The 25,545-nt window shown below is 42.0% G+C and carries 22 protein-coding genes; 19 read left to right on the top strand and 3 right to left on the bottom strand.

Annotation, left to right across the window (positions count from 1 at the left end; all coding sequences use genetic code 11):
- Window positions 1-476: 476 nt before the first annotated feature.
- From G9Q97_RS05570 to G9Q97_RS05555, 4 genes are all read left to right on the top strand, one after another.
- Complete coding sequence (locus tag G9Q97_RS05570) at window positions 477-2,153, top strand: aryl-sulfate sulfotransferase (protein ID WP_166143967.1); 1,677 nt, start codon at window positions 477-479, stop codon at window positions 2,151-2,153.
- A 31-nt stretch (window positions 2,154-2,184) separates the two neighbouring features.
- Window positions 2,185-2,865 carry a sulfotransferase family protein gene (locus tag G9Q97_RS05565; RefSeq protein ID WP_166143965.1) on the top strand — a complete coding sequence of 227 codons (681 nt, stop codon included), beginning with the start codon at window positions 2,185-2,187 and terminating at the stop codon, window positions 2,863-2,865.
- An 81-nt stretch (window positions 2,866-2,946) separates the two neighbouring features.
- The gene (locus G9Q97_RS05560) at window positions 2,947-4,134 is read left to right on the top strand and encodes an MFS transporter (RefSeq protein ID WP_166143963.1); all 1,188 of its coding nucleotides are present in this window, start codon (window positions 2,947-2,949) and stop codon (window positions 4,132-4,134) included.
- Between the two features lie 452 nt (window positions 4,135-4,586).
- Window positions 4,587-5,726 carry a serine hydrolase domain-containing protein gene (locus G9Q97_RS05555; RefSeq protein ID WP_166143961.1) on the top strand — a complete coding sequence of 380 codons (1,140 nt, stop codon included), beginning with the start codon at window positions 4,587-4,589 and terminating at the stop codon, window positions 5,724-5,726.
- A gap of 277 nt (window positions 5,727-6,003) precedes the next feature.
- Here G9Q97_RS05555 and G9Q97_RS05550 read toward each other — a convergent pair whose 3' ends face one another.
- Both G9Q97_RS05550 and G9Q97_RS05545 read right to left on the bottom strand, forming a co-directional pair.
- The gene (locus tag G9Q97_RS05550) at window positions 6,004-7,512 is read right to left on the bottom strand and encodes a M56 family metallopeptidase (RefSeq protein WP_166143959.1); all 1,509 of its coding nucleotides are present in this window, start codon (window positions 7,510-7,512) and stop codon (window positions 6,004-6,006) included.
- Window positions 7,509-7,880, bottom strand: a complete 372-nt coding sequence (locus tag G9Q97_RS05545; RefSeq protein ID WP_166143957.1) for a BlaI/MecI/CopY family transcriptional regulator — start codon at window positions 7,878-7,880, stop codon at window positions 7,509-7,511. The genes G9Q97_RS05550 and G9Q97_RS05545 overlap by 4 nt, the downstream gene beginning before the upstream one ends.
- A gap of 504 nt (window positions 7,881-8,384) precedes the next feature.
- On the opposite strand from G9Q97_RS05545, the gene G9Q97_RS05540 reads away from it, so the two are divergent.
- The 12 genes from G9Q97_RS05540 (at window position 8,385) to G9Q97_RS05485 (ending at window position 23,126) form a co-directional block, all read left to right on the top strand.
- Window positions 8,385-8,693 carry an RNA polymerase alpha subunit C-terminal domain-containing protein gene (locus tag G9Q97_RS05540; RefSeq protein WP_166143955.1) on the top strand — a complete coding sequence of 103 codons (309 nt, stop codon included), beginning with the start codon at window positions 8,385-8,387 and terminating at the stop codon, window positions 8,691-8,693.
- Window positions 8,680-9,468, top strand: coding sequence for an SRPBCC domain-containing protein (locus tag G9Q97_RS24950; RefSeq protein ID WP_246255445.1), 789 nt, complete (start codon window positions 8,680-8,682; stop codon window positions 9,466-9,468). The genes G9Q97_RS05540 and G9Q97_RS24950 overlap by 14 nt, the downstream gene beginning before the upstream one ends.
- Window positions 9,469-9,504: 36 nt before the next feature.
- The gene (locus G9Q97_RS05530) at window positions 9,505-10,074 is read left to right on the top strand and encodes a dihydrofolate reductase family protein (RefSeq protein ID WP_166143953.1); all 570 of its coding nucleotides are present in this window, start codon (window positions 9,505-9,507) and stop codon (window positions 10,072-10,074) included.
- Window positions 10,075-10,331: 257 nt separating this feature from the next.
- Window positions 10,332-10,745, top strand: a complete 414-nt coding sequence (locus G9Q97_RS05525) for a VOC family protein (protein WP_166143951.1) — start codon at window positions 10,332-10,334, stop codon at window positions 10,743-10,745.
- Window positions 10,746-10,806: 61 nt separating this feature from the next.
- Window positions 10,807-11,205: a DUF1801 domain-containing protein gene (locus G9Q97_RS05520; protein WP_166143949.1), complete on the top strand. Its 399-nt coding sequence runs from the start codon at window positions 10,807-10,809 to the stop codon at window positions 11,203-11,205.
- 276 nt (window positions 11,206-11,481) lie between these two features.
- Window positions 11,482-11,823, top strand: coding sequence for a BlaI/MecI/CopY family transcriptional regulator (locus G9Q97_RS05515; protein WP_166143947.1), 342 nt, complete (start codon window positions 11,482-11,484; stop codon window positions 11,821-11,823).
- Window positions 11,820-13,220, top strand: a complete 1,401-nt coding sequence (locus tag G9Q97_RS05510; RefSeq protein ID WP_166143945.1) for a M56 family metallopeptidase — start codon at window positions 11,820-11,822, stop codon at window positions 13,218-13,220. Before G9Q97_RS05515 ends, G9Q97_RS05510 begins: the two co-directional genes overlap by 4 nt.
- Window positions 13,221-13,470: 250 nt before the next feature.
- Window positions 13,471-14,280, top strand: a complete 810-nt coding sequence (locus tag G9Q97_RS05505; RefSeq protein WP_166143943.1) for a sugar phosphate isomerase/epimerase family protein — start codon at window positions 13,471-13,473, stop codon at window positions 14,278-14,280.
- A 70-nt stretch (window positions 14,281-14,350) separates the two neighbouring features.
- Window positions 14,351-17,161: a DUF6797 domain-containing protein gene (locus G9Q97_RS05500; protein ID WP_246255444.1), complete on the top strand. Its 2,811-nt coding sequence runs from the start codon at window positions 14,351-14,353 to the stop codon at window positions 17,159-17,161.
- 26 nt (window positions 17,162-17,187) lie between these two features.
- On the top strand, window positions 17,188-18,099 hold the full coding sequence (locus G9Q97_RS05495) for an isochorismatase family protein (protein WP_166143939.1): 912 nt from the start codon (window positions 17,188-17,190) through the stop codon (window positions 18,097-18,099).
- Window positions 18,100-18,287: 188 nt separating this feature from the next.
- Window positions 18,288-21,386 carry a SusC/RagA family TonB-linked outer membrane protein gene (locus tag G9Q97_RS05490; RefSeq protein WP_222851926.1) on the top strand — a complete coding sequence of 1,033 codons (3,099 nt, stop codon included), beginning with the start codon at window positions 18,288-18,290 and terminating at the stop codon, window positions 21,384-21,386.
- 81 nt (window positions 21,387-21,467) lie between these two features.
- The gene (locus G9Q97_RS05485) at window positions 21,468-23,126 is read left to right on the top strand and encodes a RagB/SusD family nutrient uptake outer membrane protein (RefSeq protein WP_166143937.1); all 1,659 of its coding nucleotides are present in this window, start codon (window positions 21,468-21,470) and stop codon (window positions 23,124-23,126) included.
- A gap of 1 nt (window position 23,127) precedes the next feature.
- Here G9Q97_RS05485 and G9Q97_RS05480 read toward each other — a convergent pair whose 3' ends face one another.
- The gene (locus tag G9Q97_RS05480) at window positions 23,128-23,364 is read right to left on the bottom strand and encodes a hypothetical protein (protein ID WP_166143935.1); all 237 of its coding nucleotides are present in this window, start codon (window positions 23,362-23,364) and stop codon (window positions 23,128-23,130) included.
- Between the two features lie 41 nt (window positions 23,365-23,405).
- On the opposite strand from G9Q97_RS05480, the gene G9Q97_RS05475 reads away from it, so the two are divergent.
- The 3 genes from G9Q97_RS05475 to G9Q97_RS05465 all read left to right on the top strand — a co-directional run bounded on the left by G9Q97_RS05475 (window position 23,406) and on the right by G9Q97_RS05465 (window position 25,529).
- A complete protein-coding gene (locus G9Q97_RS05475) occupies window positions 23,406-23,849 on the top strand; it encodes an Hsp20/alpha crystallin family protein (protein ID WP_166143933.1) in 444 nt (147 codons plus the stop codon).
- A gap of 145 nt (window positions 23,850-23,994) precedes the next feature.
- Window positions 23,995-24,192 (top strand): hypothetical protein, encoded by a 198-nt coding sequence (locus G9Q97_RS05470; protein WP_166143930.1) that lies wholly within the window; start codon window positions 23,995-23,997, stop codon window positions 24,190-24,192.
- A 131-nt stretch (window positions 24,193-24,323) separates the two neighbouring features.
- Window positions 24,324-25,529 (top strand): sensor histidine kinase, encoded by a 1,206-nt coding sequence (locus tag G9Q97_RS05465; RefSeq protein WP_166143928.1) that lies wholly within the window; start codon window positions 24,324-24,326, stop codon window positions 25,527-25,529.
- Window positions 25,530-25,545 lie beyond the last annotated feature (16 nt).

Raw genomic sequence — 25,545 nt, 5'->3', positions numbered from 1 at the left:
CATGCCTATTGCATTTCTAACAACTACTCGCTTTAGAAAAATTCGGGAGAAAAGTCCAGCCATCTAGCATCCCTTTTTTATATAATACAGGAATTTTTTTCCTAAGGGATGGCTATCTGGTCGATGTACTGAGTGTTACGGGAAATGGATTGTACCTGTAGATCCACAAGCTGAGCCGTTAATTTTAAGAAGCAAATGCCACCCCAACAAGATGAGCTTCGCTTGAGGTTTAGTTTTTTAACTGGATTTGAATGGCTGCTACAATACGTTTTATACAATATTCTACTTATTTGACTAAATATACAATTTAAGTTCGTTATAATTATTTTTAAAAATATAATATTTTATAAAAAAGTTTTAATTAAAATTATTTGTTAACTTAGATTTATAAAAAGTTGAATATTGAGATTTATATTAATTTGAAAATTGATAATCAATAAATCAGCTTTTACAAAAACCCACTATACCCAACTAAGATGATGATAATCAGAAGTCTATTTCTAATAGGGCTGCTCATATTGAGCATGGATTCCTGCAAACAGAAGCCTAAACAGGAGCTTGTAGCAGAGGTTACCGAAATCCGACAATGGAAGCCAGAGGATACCCGAAGTTTGTCTGGAGTAACCGCCAAACGGGGCCTGATCCTCAACTCTGAAAAGAGCACTCCCGGATACTTGCTTTATGAGCCATCCAGTAGCACCTACACTTATCTATTGAACAAGAAAGGGGAGGTAGTGCATGTCTGGAACTCCGATCTGAATTCCATGAATTCCTATCTTCAGCCCAATGGGCATTTTATCCGCCTGGAACGCGACGAGGACTTTCCCACTTTTGCAGCCGGTGGCCAGGCTGGCCGTATCCGCGAATACGACTGGGATGGCACTATCCTTTGGAACTTCAAGTACTACAGTAAGACGGAATTGATCCACCACGATATCGAGATACTGCCAAACGGGAATATCCTTGCGATTTCCTATGATGCATTGACCCCCAAGGAAGCGATTGCAATGGGTAAAGATCCACAGCATTTACCCAAAGCTGGGATTTGGCTCGATAAAATCATTGAGATTCAACCTATCAAACCAGAAGGGGGAAAGGTTGTCTGGGAATGGCATATGAAAGACCATTTGGTGCAGGATTTCGATGATACAAAGGCCAACTACGGGGTAGTGGCAGAAAATCCCAGAAAGATCAACCTTAATATTTCAAGTGGGGAAGCCGGGCCTCCCATGACCCAGGAACAGGTAGACCATATGAAACAAATGGGCGTGATGACCTCCAATGCTACCGTAGACAACCGGGGATCAGACATAGCCCATACCAATGCCATATCTTATAACCCAGACCTGGATCAAATCGTCATAAGTGTTCCCGGATTCGGCGAAATATTGGTGATTGACCACAGTACCTCCACGGCTGAAGCCAGGGGAAGTACAGGCGGCAAAGCAGGACATGGCGGAGATTTACTGTACCGCTGGGGCAATTCAGTTAACTATGGTTGGGGTACGGAGGAAAATCAACGATTATTTGGCCAACATGATGTGAAATGGATCCCCAAGGGCTATCCCGGTGAAGGGAAGCTGATGGTTTTCAATAATGATATCCGAAACCCTGAAAGTAAATTGCCAAACATGTGGGCTGCCCTTGGAGGGGCGGACTCGCCTGAAATAAACGTTACCATTGGCGATGTGGGTAATTACAGTGCGATTTACGAATGGGCCATTCCCAAAGATAGCGTGGGCAACTATTCGATGACGAACGGAGGGGCTTTTGGCCCGGAGGAACCCGACTGGTCTTATACAGCTCCGGACAAGTATTCTTTTTATTCAGCCTTTATTTCTGGGGCACATCGATTAAAAAATGGTCATACCCTGATTACCCAGGGCATGCAGGGGCGCTTTTTCGAAATTGACGCAAACGGTGAAGTCGTTTGGGAATATTGGAACCCATACAAATACGATTACAAATTACCTGATGGTTCACCTGCGCAACCGGGAGGGCCTTTTATTTACGGAGTTTTCAGAGGCACTTTATACCCATCCGATTTCGAGGCTTTTGATGGCAAGGAACTGGTTCCGGTAACACCACAGCCAGAGCCTTCCATTTTTAAAATGCCACCGCCGCCAACGCAGGCCTCTGTCTCTATTCAATAACCTAAAATAACCAACCTTAAAACCTCAAACAATGTCGATAAAAATTATAGGTGCCGGATTTCCCAGAACGGGTACCACTACCCTTAAAGGATCCCTGGAGTCACTAGGATTCAAGCATGTTTATCATATGAAAGAGCTTCTGGTCAACCCTAATATGCTTCATTACTGGCAAACGCTTGCCGAAACGGGTGATACTGATTGGGAAAGCCTTTACCAGGGTTATGATGCTACCGTAGATTTTCCAGGCTATCCCTGGTACAAAGAACATATGAAAAAATACCCTGACGCAAAAGTTATCCTTACGGTGAGAGACTTTGAAGCCTGGTATAAGAGTGTCGACAGTACTGTTTTCCGGGCTGGTCCACAGACCCCTGCGGAAAAGATCAAAATGATGGGCAAATTGCTTTTCAGCGCAAGGGCACGCAAGGTGGTCAAATGTATTAAATTCTTTAAAAAAATATTTTTTGCGAACAAATTACAGGGCAAGTTTGAAGAAAAAGAATTTGCCAGGAAGACCTGGGAAGACCATATCGCCAATGTAAAGGCCACCGTTCCCAAAGACAAGTTGCTTGTATATGATGTGCGCGACGGTTGGGGGCCTCTTTGCAGGTTTTTAGGCGTCCCGGAGCCGGCCGAACCATTGCCACATTTGAACAAAAAAGAGAATTTCAAGGAAATGCTCCCTCAATTAATGAAAGGCAAAATGGTTTAACCGCTGGTAATCCTCTATATAATATAAAATGCCCTTATTGATCAGTATCAAACGGGGTATTAATTTCAAAAACCCACCGCTATGAATACCGAAAGCTGGCAAGTAAAAGCAACCTTGTTGTTGGTAAGCAGTCTTACCATTATGTCGATGATCACCATCTCGGCCTCCCTTCCCGATATGACCATAGCCTTTTCTGAACTGTCCAACGGCCCTGCATTGGTAAAGCTTTCCTTATCTTTTCCCGCACTTTTTATAGCCATCATTGCAGTGGTCGCCGGCCTGGTAATAGATCGCTTTGGCAGACTCAAATTACTGGGGATAGCGCTTGTCTTTTATGCAATTGGCGGAAGTTCAGGTTATTGGCTCGATAACCTCTACCTCATCCTTGCCGGCAGGGCTCTTCTGGGAATTTGTGTCGGTATTACCATGACCATAGTTATTACCCTTGTTGCGGATTATTACCAGGGAAAATCAAGACAAAAATTTGCCGGATTGCAAATTGCGGTGATGTCCATTGGAGGCATTGTATTCGTAACGCTGGGAGGCTTCCTGGCAGATTTTAATTGGCGGATACCCTTTTTATTGTATTTTTTTTCCATAATGGTTTTACCGGCAACCTATTTGTATCTGAAAGAACCCAAAGAAAGTATCCTTTCCCAACGATCGGATGTGGTCATAAAATCTCCTCCGATCATCTGGCTGGTGTTCTTTAATATGATGTTGATGTGGATTATGTTTTTTATCATTCCCGTGCAAATCCCCTTTTATTTGAAAACCATTGGCGTAGAAACAAATGCCCTGATTGGAATTGCTATCGCTTCCACAACATTGTTTTCTGCGATTTCATCATTCTCCTTTTCAAGTATAAAAGATAAGTTGAGCTTTCAACAGATTTTCGGCATAGGTTACCTTTTGATGGGCTTTGGATTTGCGAGCATTGCCTTGGGCAACAGTTATTCCATGGTCATGGTAGGGATGCTATTGTCCGGACTGGGCATGGGACTCATGATTCCCAATGCCAATGTATGGATAATGCATTTGGCCCCGCCTGAAATAAGAGGAAAGGAAATGGGCCGGTTGACCACTTTTTGGTTTATGGGGCAGTTTATTTCGCCCATTGTGTTGTTGCCATTTTTAAATACCTTTTCCCATTCCCAGCTATTTTTTTTGTTGGCTTGTGTATTAGTGGTATTAAGTATTGGTTTTTTTGGCACCCATTTCTGGTCGTCAAAAAGTAAAAAAAATAATTTGGTTAGTCAACGTTTTTGATGACTATGTTGCTTTGAGGAATTATCGGATAAAATTGGTTGTTGGAGCACACGGGACATTTTTGAGGGTCTAAATTTTATGAATCAAAGTCTTTTAGAGACAAGTTCGGTGTATAGATTACAGGGCAATATCGAGGTTGGTAACATTGGAAAAGATGAACTTTATAGAATTGTCTGCTTAAAGGTGTTATCGGTAAGTAAAAATTTAATAAAGACCGCAACAGAAATGTACTCGCCGTATATACTTGTTTGTTATTCCGGAGGATCAATGTCACCTTTTTGCTCGCTTTTTTCCATCCTAAAACCCTTTTCTGCCGTTATTTTGGGGATGATCCATATTGGAGGAGATGTAATATCAGCTCGCTATTTTAATAGCAGCCTTCGTCATTTCATCTCAGAGTCAATGTATCCTTTCTCAATTTTCAACTAAAAGTCAACCAAATTCAATTTATCATGAATAGAAATACCTGGTACTTCCTTGCTTTAACCAACATCTTCGTTGGTATTAACACTTCTGCTCAATCAGTAATTAGCGATGATAATCGAAGCGAAGCTACATGGAATGAAAAGAACCTTTCCCGATTTGAAAATAAACTGGAAACGCTACGACAAACCTATCATATTCCAGGGTTTTCGGTTGGTGTGGTTCATCATGGAGATCTTAGATGGCATCAGGGATTTGGATTCAAAGACCTGGAGTCAGGAGAAGTACCCGATGAAAATACAGTTTATCACATTGCCTCTATCACCAAAACTTTTGGGGCATTGGTGATGATGAAATTGGTGGAGGAAGGAAAAATTGAACTGGATGACCCGGTAAAAATTCATGACATCAAGCTTCCCGGTAAGTGGGGCCTGAGCAATGATATTAAAATTGAGCATCTCCTAACCCATACCGCCCGGGGAAACATGTTCAACGGATATAAACCCGGGTATGATTTCAAATACAATGGCAGTTGGTACCATGAATTGGGTAATGCGTATGTATCCGCTACGGGAAAGACATTTGGTGAGCTGCTCATCTCCGAAGTCCTGCTGCCCTTAGGCATGACAGACACAGCACCCAGCCTTTATGACAGTTTAGCATTTAGTAAAACGGGATTCGAAGGGACTGTTTATTCCAATAAAGTGGCCAAACCATATGACTGGTTTAAAAAGAGGCTGATACCGGTAGCATTTAACTATAACTTCGGACCTGCGGCTGGCTTAATGAGTACAGTAGCAGATTTAGCAAAGTATTCCATCGCTATTGACGATCAAAAGCTTCTTCAAGAGGATTCCTGGCAAAAGATACTTACTCCCTATGCTACTGTCAAGGGCAACACCACTATTTATGGGTTGGGATGGTTTGTGCGTGACTATTACAATACAAAGTTCATCTGGCATACCGGTTGGTGGAGAGGCTATTCCTCACTTTTAATAAAGGTGCTAGCATTGGACCTCACGTTTATCATCCTGGCCAACTCCCAGGATGTAAGCCGCCCCTTTTATAATTTTCTCTTTGGAAAGAGTTTGCACAGAACCCTTTTGGCCTCCGATTTTGCCAATGCCTTTATTGAGCATTTTGTCTTTGAAGATAATGAAAGCTACTAGAACAACTAAGTATTTGGATTGTATTTCCAGGCTTAAAAGCACTTCAAAACAGTAAAAAGCAACCACATAGCACATAGGAGGATACATAGTTATTAGTTACAAAACCAAGATTTGATTTAGTGTTTTATTTCAGAGCGAATTCCCTATGTGAACCATGCAACTATGTGGTTCAATAGGCATCACCGTCAACAATATTAAGGGAAGGCCAGCAACATAGAATAGGATATATCTTTTTTAAAATCAAAGCCAAATAATAATTTAGTTTAATAGCTTCATTTTATTTCCCTACCAATTTCACACTTTTATATCCCACAAAACTAACGGTAAGGGGTTCGGATTGAGCGATTTTAAATGAAAACTCTCCATTTATGTCCGTTACTGTACCCACATAGGGGTTTTCTGTTACTAAAGTGGCTCCGGGAAGGGGATATCCCAGAGGGTCTCGGACGGTGCCAGTCCAAAGGCCATTGGCATAGGTAGCATTTACTTTTAGCGCACCGTTTCTTTGATCCAGCTCCTTCACGTCAAACGCTGCTGACGGAAGCTGGTCCGGATCCGTTTTGTTGAGGCCAAATAAAATGGGTAAAACCATTTGCACCCGTACGGGTCTGCCTCGCTGTTTACCCGGGTGGAAAGCCGGCCCATTTTTTATTACCCTTTCGGCTTCCTCATTACAGCCGAAACCAATTCCTTTTATGGCCTTTATGTTTGTGAGAGAACCGTCTTTTTCAACGGTAAATTGTACTTCTACCTCCCCTTCAATCCCTTTCCGGCGAGCCTCCAGCGGGTATTCCAGTTCTGTTGCGATATAGTTGTAATAGGATTCCATTCCTCCCTGAGCCACAGGTTGGGACTCTATTTCAAAGGATTGGTCCTTTCCGGATTGACCTGTTTCTGCCTTTGTCGGAAGTGATTGCCGGGCATTAATTTGCAGGGAAAACCCGGCAATAATCAATAGGGATAATAAGCTGAAACTGAAGATTCTTAACTGCATGGTCTTTTTGGTTAATGGTTTGTTCATCATGATTAGTCTGTTTTTAAGTGAGGAAGATGCCATGGAAATAGTCCAGGCAACCTGCTGGGTTCGAACAGTAAGTTCCAATAGTAATTTTTTGTAAGCTATCGCTTGAGTGGTATGTTTCACTGTTTGGTCTGCCAGGTATTCATGGTTCAGTACCATGGCTTTTTTTACCAGATAAACTATGGGATTAAACCAGCAAATAACCGTCAAAAACTCCATTAGGATCAGGTCAAGATGGTGTTTTTCCCTAATATGAACCAATTCATGCTCAAGGATCATCCTTGTTTTTTCATTGGTTTCGCTATAATCCGAAGGATGCATGAAAATGTACTTGCCAAAGCTGAAAGGAGTATGTACATCCGCAGAAAGGACCAGAAATGCTCCTTTTATGCGGCGAAAGGACCTTTCCTGGGTCCAGTTGATAAGGTTGGACAATGCCTTTAATTTTTTGACCAGCAGAAACAGAAAGACCAGCAGGTAAACTGTCAGTAATAGATGTAATAGGGAAAAATTCTGCGGGGATGGTTCCGGATTGGTACCGTATATTTCCGGATTTTGAACAAGTTTTATATAGGTTGTCTGAACCGGAACTTCCTGCGGCAGGAATACCGGGAGACTGAGGAAAGGAATAAGCATGGCACAGGGAATAATAAATAGTAGTACCCAGCGGTTTAAACAAAATGATTTCTCCTTCCCCAAAAAAAGATAAAAGAGCAAGTAGAGGATGGCAGAAGAGGCGATAAACTTAAACAGGATCCAGATCATTTTTTTCTGCGTTTGATTTCTGTTTCGACCAGTTCTTTAATTTCTTCCAACTCCCTGGTGCTCAGGTTTGCCTTTTTGGTAAAGAAGGAAGCAAACTGAAGCGGACTGTCGGAGAAAAAGTCTTTGATAATCGTATTCACCTGTCCGGAAAAATAATCCGGTTTTTCTACAAGTGCATGGTATTGCCTGGAATTTCCATACAACTTGAAACCAACGAATCCTTTTTTCTGCATGCGCATGAGTAAAGTGGCCACCGTACTGGGGGCAGGTTTGGGTTCCGGATGAATCTCCAGGATTTCTTTCATAAACAAAGGCTGGTTTGACCAGATCAAGTCCATGAGTTTTTCTTCAGATTTGGATAACTTCATTCTACAATCAGATGTTTGTTTCTACAAACATAGAAATAATTTTTGAATAATAAAATTATCTCCTGATTTTTAATGGTTGAATTTCATTCCCTGAGCTTTTCAAAGCTTTCAATATTAACCGCATAGGTCAAATAGCTTTTTTTCGGCGAAACCAAGTATTGTTTGAAAGGGTGTATTTCGAAGTAACGTTTGCTGTGTGAACTCCTATGTAATTAAGTGGTTTAAAAAATCTATAAGCTTTTTAGTTTTCAGATTGGTGGTTTTTATTATCATTCGAAGCAGACGCTTTAACTCCCAATGCTTCCACGGCTAACAACCTGTCGCAATTGCCCCTAATATTGTGAACATTCCCCATTGCATTGTTTATAAGAAACCGTTATTTTTAGGTAATATAGAAATGAAGATTTCCATAGGTAAATCCGAGCCAAACATTATTTTGTATTAAACATTTTAGTCGACAGGTTAAAACGTACTAATTTTAGGTAAAGGAATGACAACTAAAATATGAAATCACAAAAAACAAGAAGAACTTGCAAGTTCGGTCACACATTCTATAAGAGCAGTGACTGTCCTACCTGTCCGACATGTGAGAAGCTGAAGGCGCCTGCTTCAGGGTTTTTAGCCATGTTAAGTAATCCTGCAAGAAATACCTTACTCCATCATGGTATAGATACCATTCAGAAACTATCTTCCTACACAGAGAATGAAATATTACAGCTACACGGAATGGGCAAAGCCTCTCTTCCCGCTTTACACAATGCGTTGGCAGCCGAAGGATTAAAATTTAAAGACAAAAAGCATGATAAAAACTAATTTTAAGCCAAAGGGCTACAATTCCGTGTCCCCCTACTTTATTGTAGATGGGGCAGACCGTTTTATGGATTTAATGAAACAGATTTTTGATGCCAAAGAACTCAGGGTTTACAGGATGCCGGATGGATCTATCATGCATGCCGAAATGATAATCGATGATTCGGTTATTATACTTGGCAATGCATCGGAAAAATATCCTCCGATTAAAATAGTTATGCATGTATATGTACCAAAAGTCGATGAAACATTTCAAAAAGCCATAGAGGCTGGTTGCGAAGTCGTAGAAGCTCCCAAAGACCAGGAAGGCGATCCGGACAGGCGGGCTACTTTCAAGGATTTTGCTGGGAATATGTGGTCAGTAGGTACGCAGCTAGCCGGTTTTCATAGCATTTCCCTACTCAATAAAATCAAAGCGCCTGCAAGTAAGGTTTACCAGACCTTGATAATAGAAAAGGGCCTTTCTGAAATTTGGACCAAAAACCTGAAAGTCAAACCTGAACTGAATTTTATCAATGAATTTGATTTTGGGGAAAGTTATTTGACAAAAATGAAAATAACAGGGCTTGAAAAAAATCAAAAAATCAGTTGGCTTTGTATTGAATCAGATGAAGAATGGACCGGAACGACGGTGACATTTTTGATCAGCAACGAACCGGACTTTACAGAAATCCGCCTTGAACATGCGGGATGGAGGGAAAAAACCGATTACTACAAGTGGTGCAATTACCACTGGGCAATGTTCCTGTACAGGCTTAAAAACTATTGTGAACAATAAATTGAACAATTTCCCGGCGATTTGAAGATCATTACTATGAGAAAGATTATTTATGCACAAATGGTATCATTGGATGGCTATATCGAGGGGCCCAATGGAAGCCTTAGTTGGTCTGCGCCCGGAGTAGAATTACATAAGCATTTCAATGACCTGTACTTATCAGGAGAAATAGACACTTCCATCTATGGGAGGAGACTTTATGACAACATGGCGTCTTATTGGCCAAGTGTAAAGGAAGACGGTTCTGCATCGGACGTTGAAAAGGAATTTGCTGGAATTTGGAAACAGGTCCCCAAGTTGGTTTATTCAAAAACACTCAAAACCACCTCCTGGAATTCGAAGCTTGTCAGAGAGCTAATTCCGGAGGAAATCCAACAGCTAAAAGAGCAGGAGGGAAATAAGATAGAAATAGGTGGAGGGAATCTTGCTGAAGCCTTTATCAGATTGGGCTTGGTAGATGAGTTTTGGATGTATGTGCATCCTGTAGTTTTGGGTGGTGGTAAACCGTATTTCCCGGCTGGTTTGGAAATGCCCTTGTTTTTCATTGATACCCTGGAATTTCCCTGCAAGGTGCTCCGCTTGAGATACAAATTTTTAAAAAAATAGCACAAGTAAATGGTGAAGGTCTTTCTTCATATGTTAGGTGTAAATATTTAGGATCCAAATAAAGAACTTGATTGGCATTTTGTAAACGAAGTGTACGAAATGAATAGCAATGAGATTCTCGACGTTCCTGACATAATACGATTGAAAAGATTTTTATCTTGTATGATTCATTCTGTGAATGTTTTACAGGAATGATTTCCGATGATAAAAAAAATAATTAAGCCGGTCATAAAAATTAATATTTATCAACCCAAACTATGAAAAATTCAATTCAACCCTATCTTCATTTTGGAGACAACTGCAAAGATGCCATGCAATATTATCAAGGAATTTTCGGAGGAGAACTGGAAATCATGCCCATCGGTGAATCGCCTTCCAAAGAACATTTCCCGGCAGAAATCCACCAGCAGATTTTACATTCCAGCTTGAATAATGGAGATTTCCATCTAATGGCCTCGGACATGTGCGGGCAGGGAGAATTAAACCAAGGCAATGCTGTCCAATTAAGCCTTGATTGTGCGTCTGAAGAAGAAATCAACAAGTTGTATAATGCTCTGTCAGCTGGTGGAAAAATACTTCAGAAATTGGAAAAACAATTTTGGGGTGATTTGTTTGCCATGGTCATCGACAAATTCGGAGTACGGTGGATGCTTACCCTTGCGGAGAAATAATGCAGGGTTGAGCTTCGGACAATCTTTAATATTCGATTGGAAAAATTTACGTGAACAAATCATGGACCTCGATGAAAAAATCCAAGCTTATCATGAAAAGCAAGACGTTCAGTGCAAGGAAATTTGCGAATCTTTAGCCCATGAAATCTGCCGGAATCTACCTGAGGCAGAAAATAAAATCTGGCATGCGCATCCCGTTTGGTTTTTGGATGGGAATCCGATTGTGGGGTATAGCAAACAAAAACCCGGGATCCGTCTGATGTTTTGGAGTGGAGCCGATTTTGAAGAACAGGGATTAAATGTCAGGGGGAAAAAATTTAAGGATGCCTCGGTTTTTTTTAATTCGCCTTCTGAAATTAATCCAAAAGAACTGAAACGCTGGCTCGAAAAATCAAGAAAAATTCAATGGGATTACAAAAACCTGATCAAACGAAAAGGGAAGCTTGAGCGGATTAAGTGAATTTCGGCGTTAAAACCTCAAAAAGTTTAACAGATGGAGACTGATGTCACTAATAATTAATTTTAGATAGATTAGCTTCAAAAGCAATCCTACCAGCTTTGCGAAAATGTGGATATTGAGGTATAGGTATCCATCAATCATCCCTACGTTAAATCAACTACCTTTTTTTGATATTTTTTACGATATGATTTGTTAGTTTAAAAATTTACTCTACATTTGTAGAGCATGTTATTAAAACATAGAGGGGTGCCCTTGTCTAAAATAGAATAAAAACTCATGGTAATTATTTGGAAACATCAAAGGGGTTTCATGAAGGACATTTTTAATAAATATCCTCATTCAAAACCTGCGATAACCACTATCGCAACCTTATTCAAAAGGATGCAGGAAAAAGGTTATATCGCCGATAACACTATTGGCAACTCCAGGGAATATTACCCCTTGGTCAATAAAGAGAATTATTTTTCCAGCCATGTAAATAGATTGATTAAAAACTACTATGACAATTCACTTTTCCAGTTTGCCTCATTTTTCACCACTGCAACGAATCTCATCATTTTAGAATTAAAGGATTTGAAAACGATTGTAGACAAAGAAATTAAACGGAAGCAAAAATGATAATTTACCTTATTAAGATAATTTTATGTTCTGCCTTATTGATATTGGTTTACAAAGCATTGTTGGAAAAAGAAAAAATGCATCGATTCAATAGGGCCTACTTATTGGGCAGCCTGGCATTTTCCATACTTGTGCCCTTTTTTACTTTTAACCAGGGCACACAACATCTTCCTTTTGCAGGAAGTATGGCCACGGAGACAGTATTTATTCTTGATAATGGGGTTTCTGAACAAACTATTGATGTAACAAATAATTATCAGCCAATTATTTATTTGACAGTTTATGTATTCATTGCAGTATTGTTATTTTTAAGGTTTGCTGTGAATCTGAAAATCCTTTTGCAAAGGGCGTGGAGAAATACCATAATTAAATATAAAAATTCCGAAATTGTTCTCATTGACCAATATGTGACGCCGCATAGTTTTTTAAACTATATATTCGTTCATGCAGACGATTACCTCAAAGGAAATATACAAAAGGAAATACTATTGCATGAATTTGCTCATGTCAAACAAAAACATTCATGGGATATTATATTTTTTGAAATCGTTCAGGTTTTATTCTGGTTCAATCCCATGCTTTTCATTTACAGAAAAGCCTTATTGCTAAACCACGAATTTTTGGCCGATGAAGCGGTAATCGGTGTAAATAATGATGTCAGCGCATACCAACGACTACTGCTTGAAATAGTATGTCAGCAAAGGAGTTCATTTATCACCAGTCAGTTCAAATATTCCATCACTAAACAAAGATTGCTCATGATGACGAAAACAAAATCTTTCAGGAATGCCCTGTGCAAGCAACTAGCGGTTGTTCCAATTTTGGGAATTTCATTGCTTTTATTTAGCACAAAAATCAATGCACAAGAAACGAACATCATTGAAGAATCGAAAAAAATTGAGGTTCAATCTACAAAAGATGGCATAACCGAGGAGCAGCTCTCCGAATTTGATGACATTGTAAGCAGCATAATGAATGATAAAGGTCGGCCGGCTTTCTACAAATTGACTGAGCAAAAAAGGAATAAATTGGAGAGCTTATACTTTTTAATGAGCAAAGAGCAACAAGAAAAACAACTGGTAGTATTCAGGCTGGCGCCGGGACCGCTGCCGAAATCCACTCCTAGCCAGGACCAAATTGAATCCTGGAAGGACCCTGATATGTTTGGTGTATGGATAGACGGGAAAAGGATAAGCAATACCGAATTGAATAATTATTCTCCCTCTGATTTTGATCAGATGTTTGTGAGTAAGCTCGAAAAGAATGCGGTTAATTATGGTAAACACTTTTACCAGGTGAATTTAATGACCACCGAATACTATGAAAGCTATCTTAAAAAGAAAAAAGAAAGTGGTAATAAATATTTTATGGGATACCGTGTTCCTCAAACCCAATGATTTGAATGAAACCTAAGCCCCGGATTTTTCCGGGGTCCTTTTTTAATATTTTCTCAATAGGAATATAGTCCATTCCTTGATTGGCCTAAGGCAAGCAAATAATACAAGATGAGGCATTGATCCGCTGCTTACAATGTGGATTAGGAAATCCAAACATAGCCTTCAAATAATGTTCCTTACTGTTTGTTTTTTCACTGTAATTTAAGAGATTAAATCCTGATGCAATAATGCTTAAATAAACAGACCCGCCATGCCAATCAAATTCTATGCGCCCCTTTGGGGCAATGTCCTTCCCTTCGCTGCCTTTTGCGAAAATGTCAAAGAGGCGGGATATGATGGGATAGAAATGGAACTGCCTCAGGAGAAGCCTGAAAAGGACAAGGTGCTTGATATTCTGAAAGACCACCAGCTGGAACTGATAGGTCAATACTACCAGTCCTTTGAAGCTGATCCCCTGGAAAATCTTCAAAATTATGAGCGGTATCTCAGGCATTTGATCGCTGCTGATCCTGTGCTGATCAACAGCCAGACGGGAAAGGATTTTTTTGATTTTGAAGCCAATGCACGTCATTTTGAGCTTGCCGCAGAATTATCGGCTCAATCCGGCATTCCCATCACCCATGAAACACACAGGGGCAAATGCCTGTACGCAGCTCCGATTGCACAAATGTATTTTCAACGGCTCCCTGAGCTCAGGATATGCCTGGATATTTCTCACTGGTGCAATGTGCACGAATCACTTTTGGAGGATCAAAGGGAGGCCGTTGAGCTGGCCATTACCCGTACAGACCATATCCACAGCAGGGTAGGGCATCCGGAAGGTCCCCAGGTCAGTGACCCAAGGGCTCCGGAATGGTCCGTAGCTTTGCAGGCCCACCTGGAATGGTGGGACCGGGTGGTCCAAAGGCACCGAAAGAAGGGAGGTACCCTGAGAATTACCACGGAATTCGGCCCCTTTCCCTATATGCCCGCCCTTGCCTACACACAGATGCCTGTTGCCAACCAATGGGACATCAATGTGTACATGATGAACCTGCTCAAACAGCGTTATCTGATTTGATCTTATTTAGTTTTGTACTTACATCTTTTGCCCGTATTTTGTGCCTTCAATAAATTCAATGACAATAGCAATGACAAATTCCTTCCGATTGAACGAGGCGCTGCAAAAGATCTTCGGGCATTTTAAAATTAAAGCCACAGTTAACACCCTGATCTTATTTGCATTCCTTTCATCCTGTGGAAAAGAGGAAATCAAAATTACTGAAGTGGACTTTGAAAAGGAGGAATTTGCCGGATTTGTGGAGCCTGGGTTTCCTTTTATTGCCACCTCAATGGATGCCAGAGCGTTGGGTGAAGGTTTTCCGGAAAACAATATTTCTGCCAGGGTACTGGCCTTGCAGTTGGGAAATGAGGCCTATGCCTGCTTTGATACGGATATGTTGCGCTGGACAGTCGCCTGGACGGGAGATTTTATGCCCATGGTGACCATGGCCCAGGTATCCTACGATGATTTTCACAATAAGGGCAATCAACTTCCTACCATAGGAGGGGATCCGAAAATTGCAACCGGAACCTATCCGGGATGGTCTGCGGGAAATCCTGTGCATGCCGATCCCAGAAGGCCTTCGCCCCATCCCCAAAGCCCTCCCTGGGGACCAATTTCTCCGGAGCTGGGCAGGTGGAATGGGATTTACACACTGGAGGATAAGGTGGTATTGTCCTACCAGGTAGCTGGTATTGAAATCAAGGAATATCCGGGCAGCCTAGTCCGGGAAGAGAATAGCTTTTTTACCAGATCTTTTGCTGTAGCTCCATCCGCAGAAAAATTATACCTATCCGCGGCCGAGGTAAGCAATGGCACCCGAACTGAAGTAAAAGATGACATGGTTTTGGTTTATCAGGGAGAATCCGAAGAGCATGTCACCGCTTTGGCATTGTCTGCGGCCTCCGGCGGAGTAAAACTACTAGTGGAAGATGACCGGTACCTGCTGGTAGAAGTGGACGCCAGACAAGAGGAGCTACAATTCGGATTATTGATCTGGAAGGGTCAGGCATCAGATGTTCCCGATTTTGAAAGTGCGGGGCAGGAATTTGAGGTGGATATTCCTGAAGCAAGTCAGGGTGGCAAGCCCTATTGGACCGAAGAAATCCTTACACAGGGCAAGGTTTCGCCTGATACGGCTGCTTTTGTCACGGACCAACTTACTTTACCTGTTCCCAATCCCTGGAAAAGAAATGTCCGGCTGGTGGACTTGAGTTTTATGGGAGGTGAAAAGGCAGCCATGGTTACGTTTGAAGGAGATGTCTGGATGGTAGATGGCATAGATGCTGGGTTGGAGAGGCTTTCCTGGACCCGGTATGCATCAGGACTGTATGAGCCCCAGAGCATAGAAGTGGTAGATGGGGACATTTATGTTTACGGAAAAGACGGCATTACCCGCCTTCATGACCTGAATGATGATGGTGTCGCTGACTTTTACGAAAACTTTTCCAATCTGATGGCGCAATCCATAGAAACCAGGGAATGGGCCAGTGACATGGTGGCTGCCCCTGAGGGTGGATTTTATGTGGCTAAATTTGGGGCACTGGACATGGGCCCGGAAACTTCCTCACCCAAGTCCCTGATGGGGTTCAGATCTGCCTCCCACCACGATGGGTCTGTCTTGAAGATTTCGGCTGACGGCCGCAGCATCAGTACCTTTGCAAGTGGTTTCAGGGGACCCTATCTGGGAATTCATCCGGAAAAGGGCTGGCTGACCGGCTCTGATCAACAGGGGCATTACATGCCATCCACTCCAGTGATGTTGATTAGGAAGGACGATTATTTCGGTGTGCCGGCGACTGCCCACCGTGATCCTATCCCGGAAGTTACCCCACCCATTACCTGGATTCCCCATAACCAGGACCGTTCGGGAGTAAGTCAGGTTTGGGTAACCAGCGATCAAATGGGTCCTCTTAATGACCAAATGATCCACCTTTCCTATGGCAGGCCAGGTCTGTTTTTGATAAAAATTGACAGTGCCAGCCAGGTGGTTCAGGGAGGGGCTTCCGTAATTCCAGGTATCTATCCTGCACCAACCATGAATGGAGCAGTCAATCCGGAAGATGGTATGGTCTACATCACGGGGTTTTCCTTGTGGGGCCATAATTCAGAAACATTAAGTGCTTTTTTACGGCTCAGGTATACCGGAAAGGAAAGTTTGCTGCCCACAGATTATAAAATCAGGGATGGGGGAGTGGTTTTGAGGTTTGAGGAGGAATTGGATGAAGAGGTGGCTACTGATTTGGCCAATTATCAGGTTAAAAGATGGAATTATCTCCGGACAGAAAAGTATGGTTCCGGACATTACAAGTTGGACGGTTCTGTAGGTGAAGAAAACCTTCCGGTTTTAGAAGCTTTTTTATCGGATGATAAAAAAGCAGTTTTTCTATCAGTTCCCAACATATCCAAAGTGATGCAAATGGAAATTGCCTATGATTTGACCACCGCAAAGGGTACTTCCTGGTCAGATAAAGTGTGGATGACAGTCAATGAGGTGCTGATGCCCAATTTATTGGCAGAAGGGTTTAGCAATATAAATCAGGAAGACCTCAATAAGGAATTCGATCCGGCTATGCTAGCCGAAAATAATGAAGCAGCTCCGGATGCCGTCAAAGGCAAAGAACTTTTTATGAATTATGGCTGCATTGCCTGCCATGCCATAGACGATAATAATGAAGGGAAGATAGGTCCTGGAGTGAAAGGCCTTTATGGAACAGAGCGGGAATTCAAAGATGGCAGTATTGCCAAAGCCGATGAGGCCTACCTAAAGGAATCTATCATCGACCCGGGTGCCAAAGTGGTGAAGGGCAGGGAAGGGGAGATGCCTTCTTTTTTGGGTGTGTTATCTGAAAATGACATTGATTCCATTATATTGTATTTTAAAACATTAGAAAATTAAAGTATCTTACCGAAAAATCCGGTAAGATGAACTATATCACATGTACACTATTTGTGCTGGTTTTGTTTCCCGCCTGCCAGCAGCGGGATCGAAATACAGCCAATGAAGAAGCTTCACAAAAGGCCGAGCTGATTCAGGTTAACTTGAGAAAACAGGTCCGAATCAATAACGAGAATATGGCCTGGGAATCCAGGGAATTTCGGGAGTCCTGGGATCTTTCAAAAACGGCTTTTATTATCACGGACATGTGGGATGAGCACTGGTGTGAAAGTGCTACCCGAAGAGTGGCTGAGCTGGCCCCTAAAATGAATGAAACCATCAAAGCAGCCAGGGAAAAGGAGGTGACCATCATACATGCCCCCAGTGGAACCATGGATTTTTACACGGATACACCTCAACGGAAGGCGGCCATGGCGGTTGCCCACCATGCGGCTCCCGAGGCTTTTCCCATTAACGATTGGTGCTACCTGGATCCTGATCAGGAAGAAGCTTTACCAATAGATGACAGTGACGGGGGTTGTGATCAGCCCTGTTCCAACGGTGAACCCTGTATTGAACGAGAGGCCTGGTCCCGGCAAACGCCTGAGATTGAAATTGCAGCAATGGATTTTATTTCCGATCAGGGACAGGAAATCTTCAATATCATTCAATCCCGGGAAATAGAAAATATCGTCGTCATGGGGGTACATTTAAACATGTGCGTGTTGGGCAGGCCTTTTGCTATTCGTCAAATGGCCAATCTGAACAAGAATGTCGTGCTGATGAGGGATATGACCGATACCATGTACAATCCGGAAATGCCCCCTTATGTGGACCATTTCAAGGGTACTGATTTGGTGGTGGAGCATGTGGAAAAGTATTGGGCTCCCACCATGCTCAGTACGGATTTTACGGAAACGCCCCCATTCAGATTTGCTGCAGAAAAGGCAAAAGAATAAATCAACAGTATTATTCGCATCAAAAATCCACCAACTACGCATCAGTCAGGCTGGTCTTAAGGTTCGGTTATTTTTTTATTAATAGCTCGTTGTTATTCTTCCCAAATGTTGACAAATCCATAATCAGGATTATACTATTGTTGATGATTCATTTTTGATTTTTGCAGCTAAAATCAACTGAATCAAACATGCAAAAAAAATTACGTTTACTTGGCGTATTGTTCCTGCTGTATAGCGGGATGGCAAATGCGCAGCAAAAAATCGAAGGAATTGTTTACGACGATGTTGAACAGCCTTTGATAGGAGCAGCTATTACCGTTAAAGGATCTACTTCAGGCACCATTACGGATATTGATGGTAAATTCAGTCTTGTTCTTTCGGGTGAAGAAAACCAGATATTGGTTTCCTATGTAGGTTTCATTCCCAGAGAAATTTCCATCGAGAACCAAAATTACCTGGAAATCCGAATGCAGGCAGACGATCTTTTCCTGGATGAGTTTATTGTAACCGGCTATACCTCCCAAAAAAAGAAGGATGTTACAGGAGCGGTATCTACCATTGATATGGAAGAAATTGCCAATATCCCGGCTGCTGGTATAGATGGGATGATCCAGGGCCGGGCACCCGGAGTAAATGTGGTGTCAGACAATGCCCCTGGAGGAGGAGTAGCCATCAGGGTAAGGGGATTTAGCACGATCAGAAACAACGATCCCCTGTATGTCATCGATGGGGTACCGACTACTTCCGGAATCAACATGATCAACCCCAATGATATTGCTACTTTTCAAGTGCTAAAGGACGCTGCTGCGGCTTCTATTTATGGATCCAGAGCTGCCAATGGTGTGGTCATCATTACGACCAAAAGAGGCCGTACCGAAGAAACCAAAATGAATTTCAACAGCTATGCAGGAATTCAAACCGCCTTTAACCTTCCCCGGATGCTTAATGCAGCGGATTATGGCAAGCTACTGTGGGAGGCTACAACCAATGATGGGGGACAGCCTGCTAGTGACGTATATGGCTCCGGATCAGAACCGGTTATTCCTACCTGGATTGACCAGGCAGAGACTGTGCCCTCAGCAGATGTGGATTGGGTGAATGAGATATTCAGGCCGGCTTTGATACAATCCTACAACCTGGATTTTTCTAAAAACACAGGAGATGCCAATCATTTTCTTTCTTTCAATTATTTTGATCAGGAAGGTTTGATCAAGTATACTGGCTTCAAGCGTTTTGCAGCAAGGTTTAATTCCGAATTCAAAGTTTTTGACCGACTGACCATTGGTGAGAATGTAACGGCTGCCTACACCTGGAACACGGATGTGACCACCAATGCGGCTTTGGGAAGTGTGGTGTACGATGCCTATCGTTTCCCTTCCATTTCTCCGGTTTATGACATCAATGGTGATTTTGCAGGATCTGCTACCAGTGATAATCAAAATCCAATAGGAAGGTTGTATAGAAACAAAGACAATGTCCGTAAAAACCTGAAAATATTCGGCAATGTGTATGCCAATCTGGAGTTGATGGAGGGTCTGGATCTGAAAACCAATTTGGGTATTAATTTTGAAAATTACAATTACAGGAGGTTTAATCCCAGTTTCGAAGAAATTTATACCCAGCGCATGTTGAGTGATCTCAATACCACTAATCACTATCAATACGAGTGGGTATGGTCCAATACATTAAATTACAACCGTAGTTTTGGTCAGCATCAGGTGGGCTTTCTGGCAGGCATAGAAGCCATTTCTTTTTACCGGGAGGGTTTTTCGGCCAGCCGCTTTGGTTTTCCCTATGACGATCCTAATTTCAGGTATCTTGATGCCGGTGATGGAGCGGATCAGCGAAACTCCGGGTCAGCTTCAGACTGGTCTTTATTTTCCTATTTGGCAAAGGTGGATTATGCTTATGCTGAAAAGTACCTGGCTTCCCTGACAATGCGAAGGGATGGCAGTTCCAAACTGGCCAATAACCGATGGGGAAATTTCCCGGCTTTTTCTGCGGGATGGAGGATATCGGGGGAGGAATTTTTCGATTCCCCAATGGTTGACGATCTGAAAATAAGGTTGGGTTGGGGTGAAACCGGAAACCAGGATATTCCACCTTACTCTACTTTTTCCAGTTACAGGAGCTATCCCAACTACTCCAATTATCCCATTTCTGGTTCCCAAAACAGTGTTGCTTTGGGCTTGACTGAAACCAGAAATGGAAACCCAAACCTGAAATGGGAAACCACTACCCAAACGAATTTGGGGGTAAATGCCACGCTTTTCAATCATCGCCTGGGTCTGAACCTGGATTATTTTGTCAAAAAAACCAGTGACATGCTTATCGAGAGGCCGCTTACCCCCATGCTGGGGGGATCCAATATTTCCAGCTGGGATAATGCCGGAGAAATGAAAAATCAAGGAGTAGAATTAAACCTTCAATTTTTTGGAAAACCGGAAGGAGATTTCAATTATTCTGTTGGCCTGAATCTTACAGCACTTAAGAATGAATTGACGGCCCTGCCAGATGAGGTGGATTATATTGCCCTTCCCAGCTCCTTGTTACATACTGTTAACTTTGGCCAGGAAGTGACCAGGTCTGCAGTAGGTCAGCCCATCGCCTCTTTTTATGGGTTTGAATCCTTAGGGATTTTTTCAAGTCAGGAAGAGATTGCCTCTCATGCTACCCAGTCAGAAGCCCAGCCTGGTGATTTGAAGTTCAAGGACATTAACAATGATGGGATCATAGACAACCAGGACAGGACTTTCATAGGTAGCCCACATCCTGATTTAACGCTAGGTCTGAATTTTTCCGGCAATTACAAACAGTTTGATGCTTCCTTCTTTTTTTATGGAAGTTTTGGTAACGAGACCTACGACCTGACAAGATATTACCTTGATTTTTTCAATCTGAGCGCTTATAACAAACATGAGCGGGTACTGGATGCATGGCGGCCCGATAATACAGGATCCTCCATCCCCAGGTTATCCCTTAATGACAGAAACAACAACATCCGCCCCAGTTCTTATTTTATCTCTGATGGTTCTTTCCTTAGGTTGCGAAATATGCAGATTGGTTATGCCTTGCCGGAGGTTCTTTTGGAAAAATTGAACCTGAGTAAATTCAGGATTTACCTGCAGGCTCAGAACCTGTTCACCATTACCGGATATGAGGGTTTGGACCCGGAAATTGGTTTGCAAAATTATGATTCGGAATTGCGTAACCTGGACATAGGGGTGGATAGGGGAATTTATCCGCCTAACCGGAATTTTACATTAGGAGTGAATCTTACCCTTTAATGTATCTGTAAAAAATTTGAATTTTCCGGAAGGCTAATCCCGGAGAACATTACTATTACTTGGATATAAAGCAAAAATCAAATGAAAAATACCGTAATTATCTTTGGATTATTGTCCGGCCTTTTATTGGCTTCCTGCTCTGAGGCTTTCCTTGACGAGGAGCCGGTAGGAGAAATTTCTCCGGATCAAATCCTCCGGCCTGAAAATCTTGAAGGTGCAATTCTTTCTGCTTACAGTATTTTGAACGGGCAAATGGATGATGCGTCAAGTGCATTTAATTCTCCGGCCTCCAACTGGAATTTTGGAGATGTGGTTTCAGATGATGCCTATAAAGGCGGAGGAGGCACGGGGGACCAAAATCAAATTCATCAGATGGAGCTATTTCTGACCAATCCCACTATTCGAGATGTAAAAAGGAAGTGGATTGCCCTATATGAAGGAGTTAAAAGAGCGAATCTGGCCATTCGACTGATTCAGGAAGGCGCTGAGATGGATGCAGAAACTGCCAAAATGAGGTTGGGAGAAATGCAGTTTTTGAGGGGACATTTTTATTTTGAACTGAAGAAAATCTACAACAGAATACCTTACGTGGATGAAACTGCGGAGACTGCAGCAGACTATTATGTTTCCAATACCAGCCTGAGTAATGATGAACTTTGGGATAAAATTGTAGCAGATTTTAATCATGCTTATGATGTTTTACCAGATACGCAAACAGAAGCGGGAAGACCCACCAAAATGGCTGCCAAAGCTTACCTTGCTAAAGTTTACCTCTTTCGTGAAAACTGGTCTGCAGCAGAGGATGCTGCTGATGAGGTCATAAACAGTGGTAAATATGAATTAATGCCCAATTTCAGGGATGTTTTTTTGCCGGAAAATGATAACGGACCTGAAATTATTTTTGCCGTTCAACACGCCATCAATGATGGGTCACCAAATAATTACAATGGATCTATTGGAGACAGGCTGATGGCTCCAGGGGGTCCATTTTACCCGCAATACGGCTTTTTAAGACCCAGCCAAAATTTGGTCAATGCCTACAAAACAAATGAGGAAGGACTGCCCGTCTCAGATAACCTTGTTCCCGGAGAAAACCAAAGCTTTGACCCAAGAATAGATCAAACCCTGGCCCGCCCGGGAATTCCCTACCTTGATCTGGGTATCAATTATGAAGCTTCCTGGGCAAGGGACTTGTCTACCTATGGGCCCTATGGACCAAAAAAGCGAATGGTTTCTGCCAATTCTCCACACCATCTACAGATTTGGCCTTATGTCAATAGCCTCAATTATTATATTATCCGATATGCTGACCTGCTTCTTTGGAAGGCTGAAGCAGCAATTCAAAATGGAAAATTTGAAGTGGGAAGGGAATACATTAACAGGGTCAGGGAGAGGGCTCAGTTGGGAAGTAGGGTAATGAATCTTGAAGGGACTTCAGAAGCGGACAACTACCATATTCAGCTATATTCTCAGCCCTTTGCCAACGAGGAGCAGGCTTTGGAAGCATTAAGAACAGAAAGAAGGCTGGAAATGGCCCATGAAGGGCATCGGTTTTTTGATCTGGTACGATGGGGAGTGGCCGAAAAGGTTTTAAATGAATATTTTGCGGTTGAAAAGACAAGGAGACCTCATTTATCCGGCGCAAACTTTGTTTCAGGTAAAAATGAGTATTTCCCTATCCCCCAAAATCAGATTGATCTGGGAAGAGATTTAATCAGCCAAAACCCCAATTACCAATAGTTTAACCTGGTTTTCCGGATTTAGACGCACCTTTTGCTGCTGGCTCGAAGGCAAAATTTAAACTGCCTTGACAATTTGTCAGCCATCTAATGACAGCAGGTTTATAAGTCCATTTAGGTGCTGTCAAACTGACCTTTGCAACAAGGGGATCTTTTGATGGATTTAGAGTTGGCATGGGCTTTGAAGATTGATAACCAATGGTTAATAGTTGTTGTTTGATCGACAATTTGTAGCCCATTGAATGTAGTAATTTGATGTTTTACTTAAAACTTACACGCCATGGAAAATGTAATCAGTAAAAACGGAAGGAAACAGCGTCCGCAATTCTTTGAAGACATGCTCTCCAGAGAGTTACTTGGTTTAAACAAGACAAACTGGAATACCGCTTATGTACCAATGGTCAACATTATCGAGACCAATGAGGACTACAGGATTCAGGTTGGATTGCCAGGAATGGAAAGAGAAGATATTAAAGTGGAGCTGGACAACCAGGTGATCACTGTAAGCGGTAACATGGACCAACACCAGCAGCGGGATTCTGAGGGCAATCAGTACGTTTTGAGGGAATTTAACTACCACTCCTTCAGCCGCTCTTTCCAACTACCCGATACTGTTAATGCCGAAGGGATTGATGCCAGTTTTAATCAGGGCATGCTCACCCTGTTTTTGCCAAAACGCGACGAAGCAAAAAGAAGACCTATAAAAATCATCGATATTTCCTGATCAGGATTTCTGGAGAATAGTTTTTTAAAACCAAAATGAATACACATGAAATCGACACGATTAAAATCATCATTAAACATACAGGGCAATGATTATTTTAATCGTCAAAGATTCCATGTGGCGACTTAAAAACAATTATAAACACATGAAAACATCTTATTTGGATTATTACAAAATGATTTTGGAAAAAGTTAGCTTTGATTACAGTTTATTAAAAAAAGAGTTGACTAAAGCCAACCAAATACTAACGAAAGAAGAGAAATCCAAATTGAGAAAATGGATGTTGCAAAATGGATTGTTCACCGAGGTATCCGGAGATAACCACAGGTTTAACATGTCATGATGGCTTTGGGAACCTATCATGTGGTTTGAATTTCATACTTATTATCAAAAGGCCCGATTTATTGGGCCTTTTGCATTTATAACCTAAATTTGATTGCGATTGCATGACTTTTTTAAACCCTGAAGTATACCATGGAAAAACCTAAAATACCTGACAAAGAAAAGCAAAGGTTAGCTGCCTTAAAAACCTATGACATTTTGGATAGCTTACCTGAAAAAGATTATGATGACCTTACGCTGATAGCGGCCGAAATTTGTGATGCCCCCATAGCTCTAATCACCTTGATTGATGAAAACAGGCAGTTTTTTAAATCAAGAATAGGGGTTGATATCGAAGATACACCCAGGGAATATTCTTTTTGTTCTCACGCGATTAACTTGCCAGATCAGCTGATGCAGGTAGAAGATACTTCCATGGATCAGCGATTTGTAGATAACCCTTATGTGATCGGTGAACCAAAAATAACATTTTATGCAGGAGTTCCTTTAGTCAATCCGGAAGGTTACGCCTTTGGTACCCTTTGTGTTTTGGATAGCAAAGCCAAGAGGCTAAATGAAAGACAGGAAAGGGCATTGAAAAGTCTGGCCAATCAGGTGATGCATCTTTTGGAATTAAGGAAGAAAAATAAGGAGTTGGAGCTTTCACGGAAAAAGGTGGATGCCTATGCCCGGGAAACGGAAGAGTTTGTTTATGCGGCTTCCCATGACTTAAAGGAACCGCTTCGCATGATCCGTTCCTTTTTGAAACTATTAAAGAAAAAACACAGTCAACACTTGAATGAGGAGGGCTTAAAATATTTAAGTTATGCTTCGGACGGTGTCAAAAGAATGCAAATGATGATAGCTGACATGTTGGAGTATTATCGTTTGAATATGGATGAACTGACCGCTGAAAAAGTAGACATCTCCAAACTTGTAGATGAAGTGAGTGCTTTCTACAAGAGAGAACACCAGGATGCGGAAATCAAACACAGTGGTCTTCCTGCCATTAACGCTTCCGGAAAGGATCTGAGGATGGTTTTTGAAAATTTAATTGGAAATGCGATCAAATACCGTAAGGCTGAAAATCATCCTGTCATCACCGTAAGAGCCGAGGCCAATCCAGGAGAGGACTGGGTTTTTTCGATTGCGGATAATGGTGTAGGCATTCCAGAGGACCATTTGGAAAGAATATTTGGACTATTTCAGCGCGCTCATTCCGGAAAGCAATATCCCGGAACAGGCATAGGGTTGGCCATATGCAAAAAGATAATTGAAAAAGCAGGCGGTAAAATTTGGGTGGAGTCAAAACTTGATGCAGGAAGTACATTTTTCTTTACCTGGCCTGAAAATGTATAAAAAATACCCCGAATCG

The organism is Cyclobacterium plantarum (assembly GCF_011290685.1).
GTDB classification, from domain to species: Bacteria; Bacteroidota; Bacteroidia; order Cytophagales; family Cyclobacteriaceae; genus Cyclobacterium; species Cyclobacterium plantarum.
Note: the sequence above shows the minus strand (reverse complement) of the source record. Positions and strands in the feature narration are given on the sequence as shown.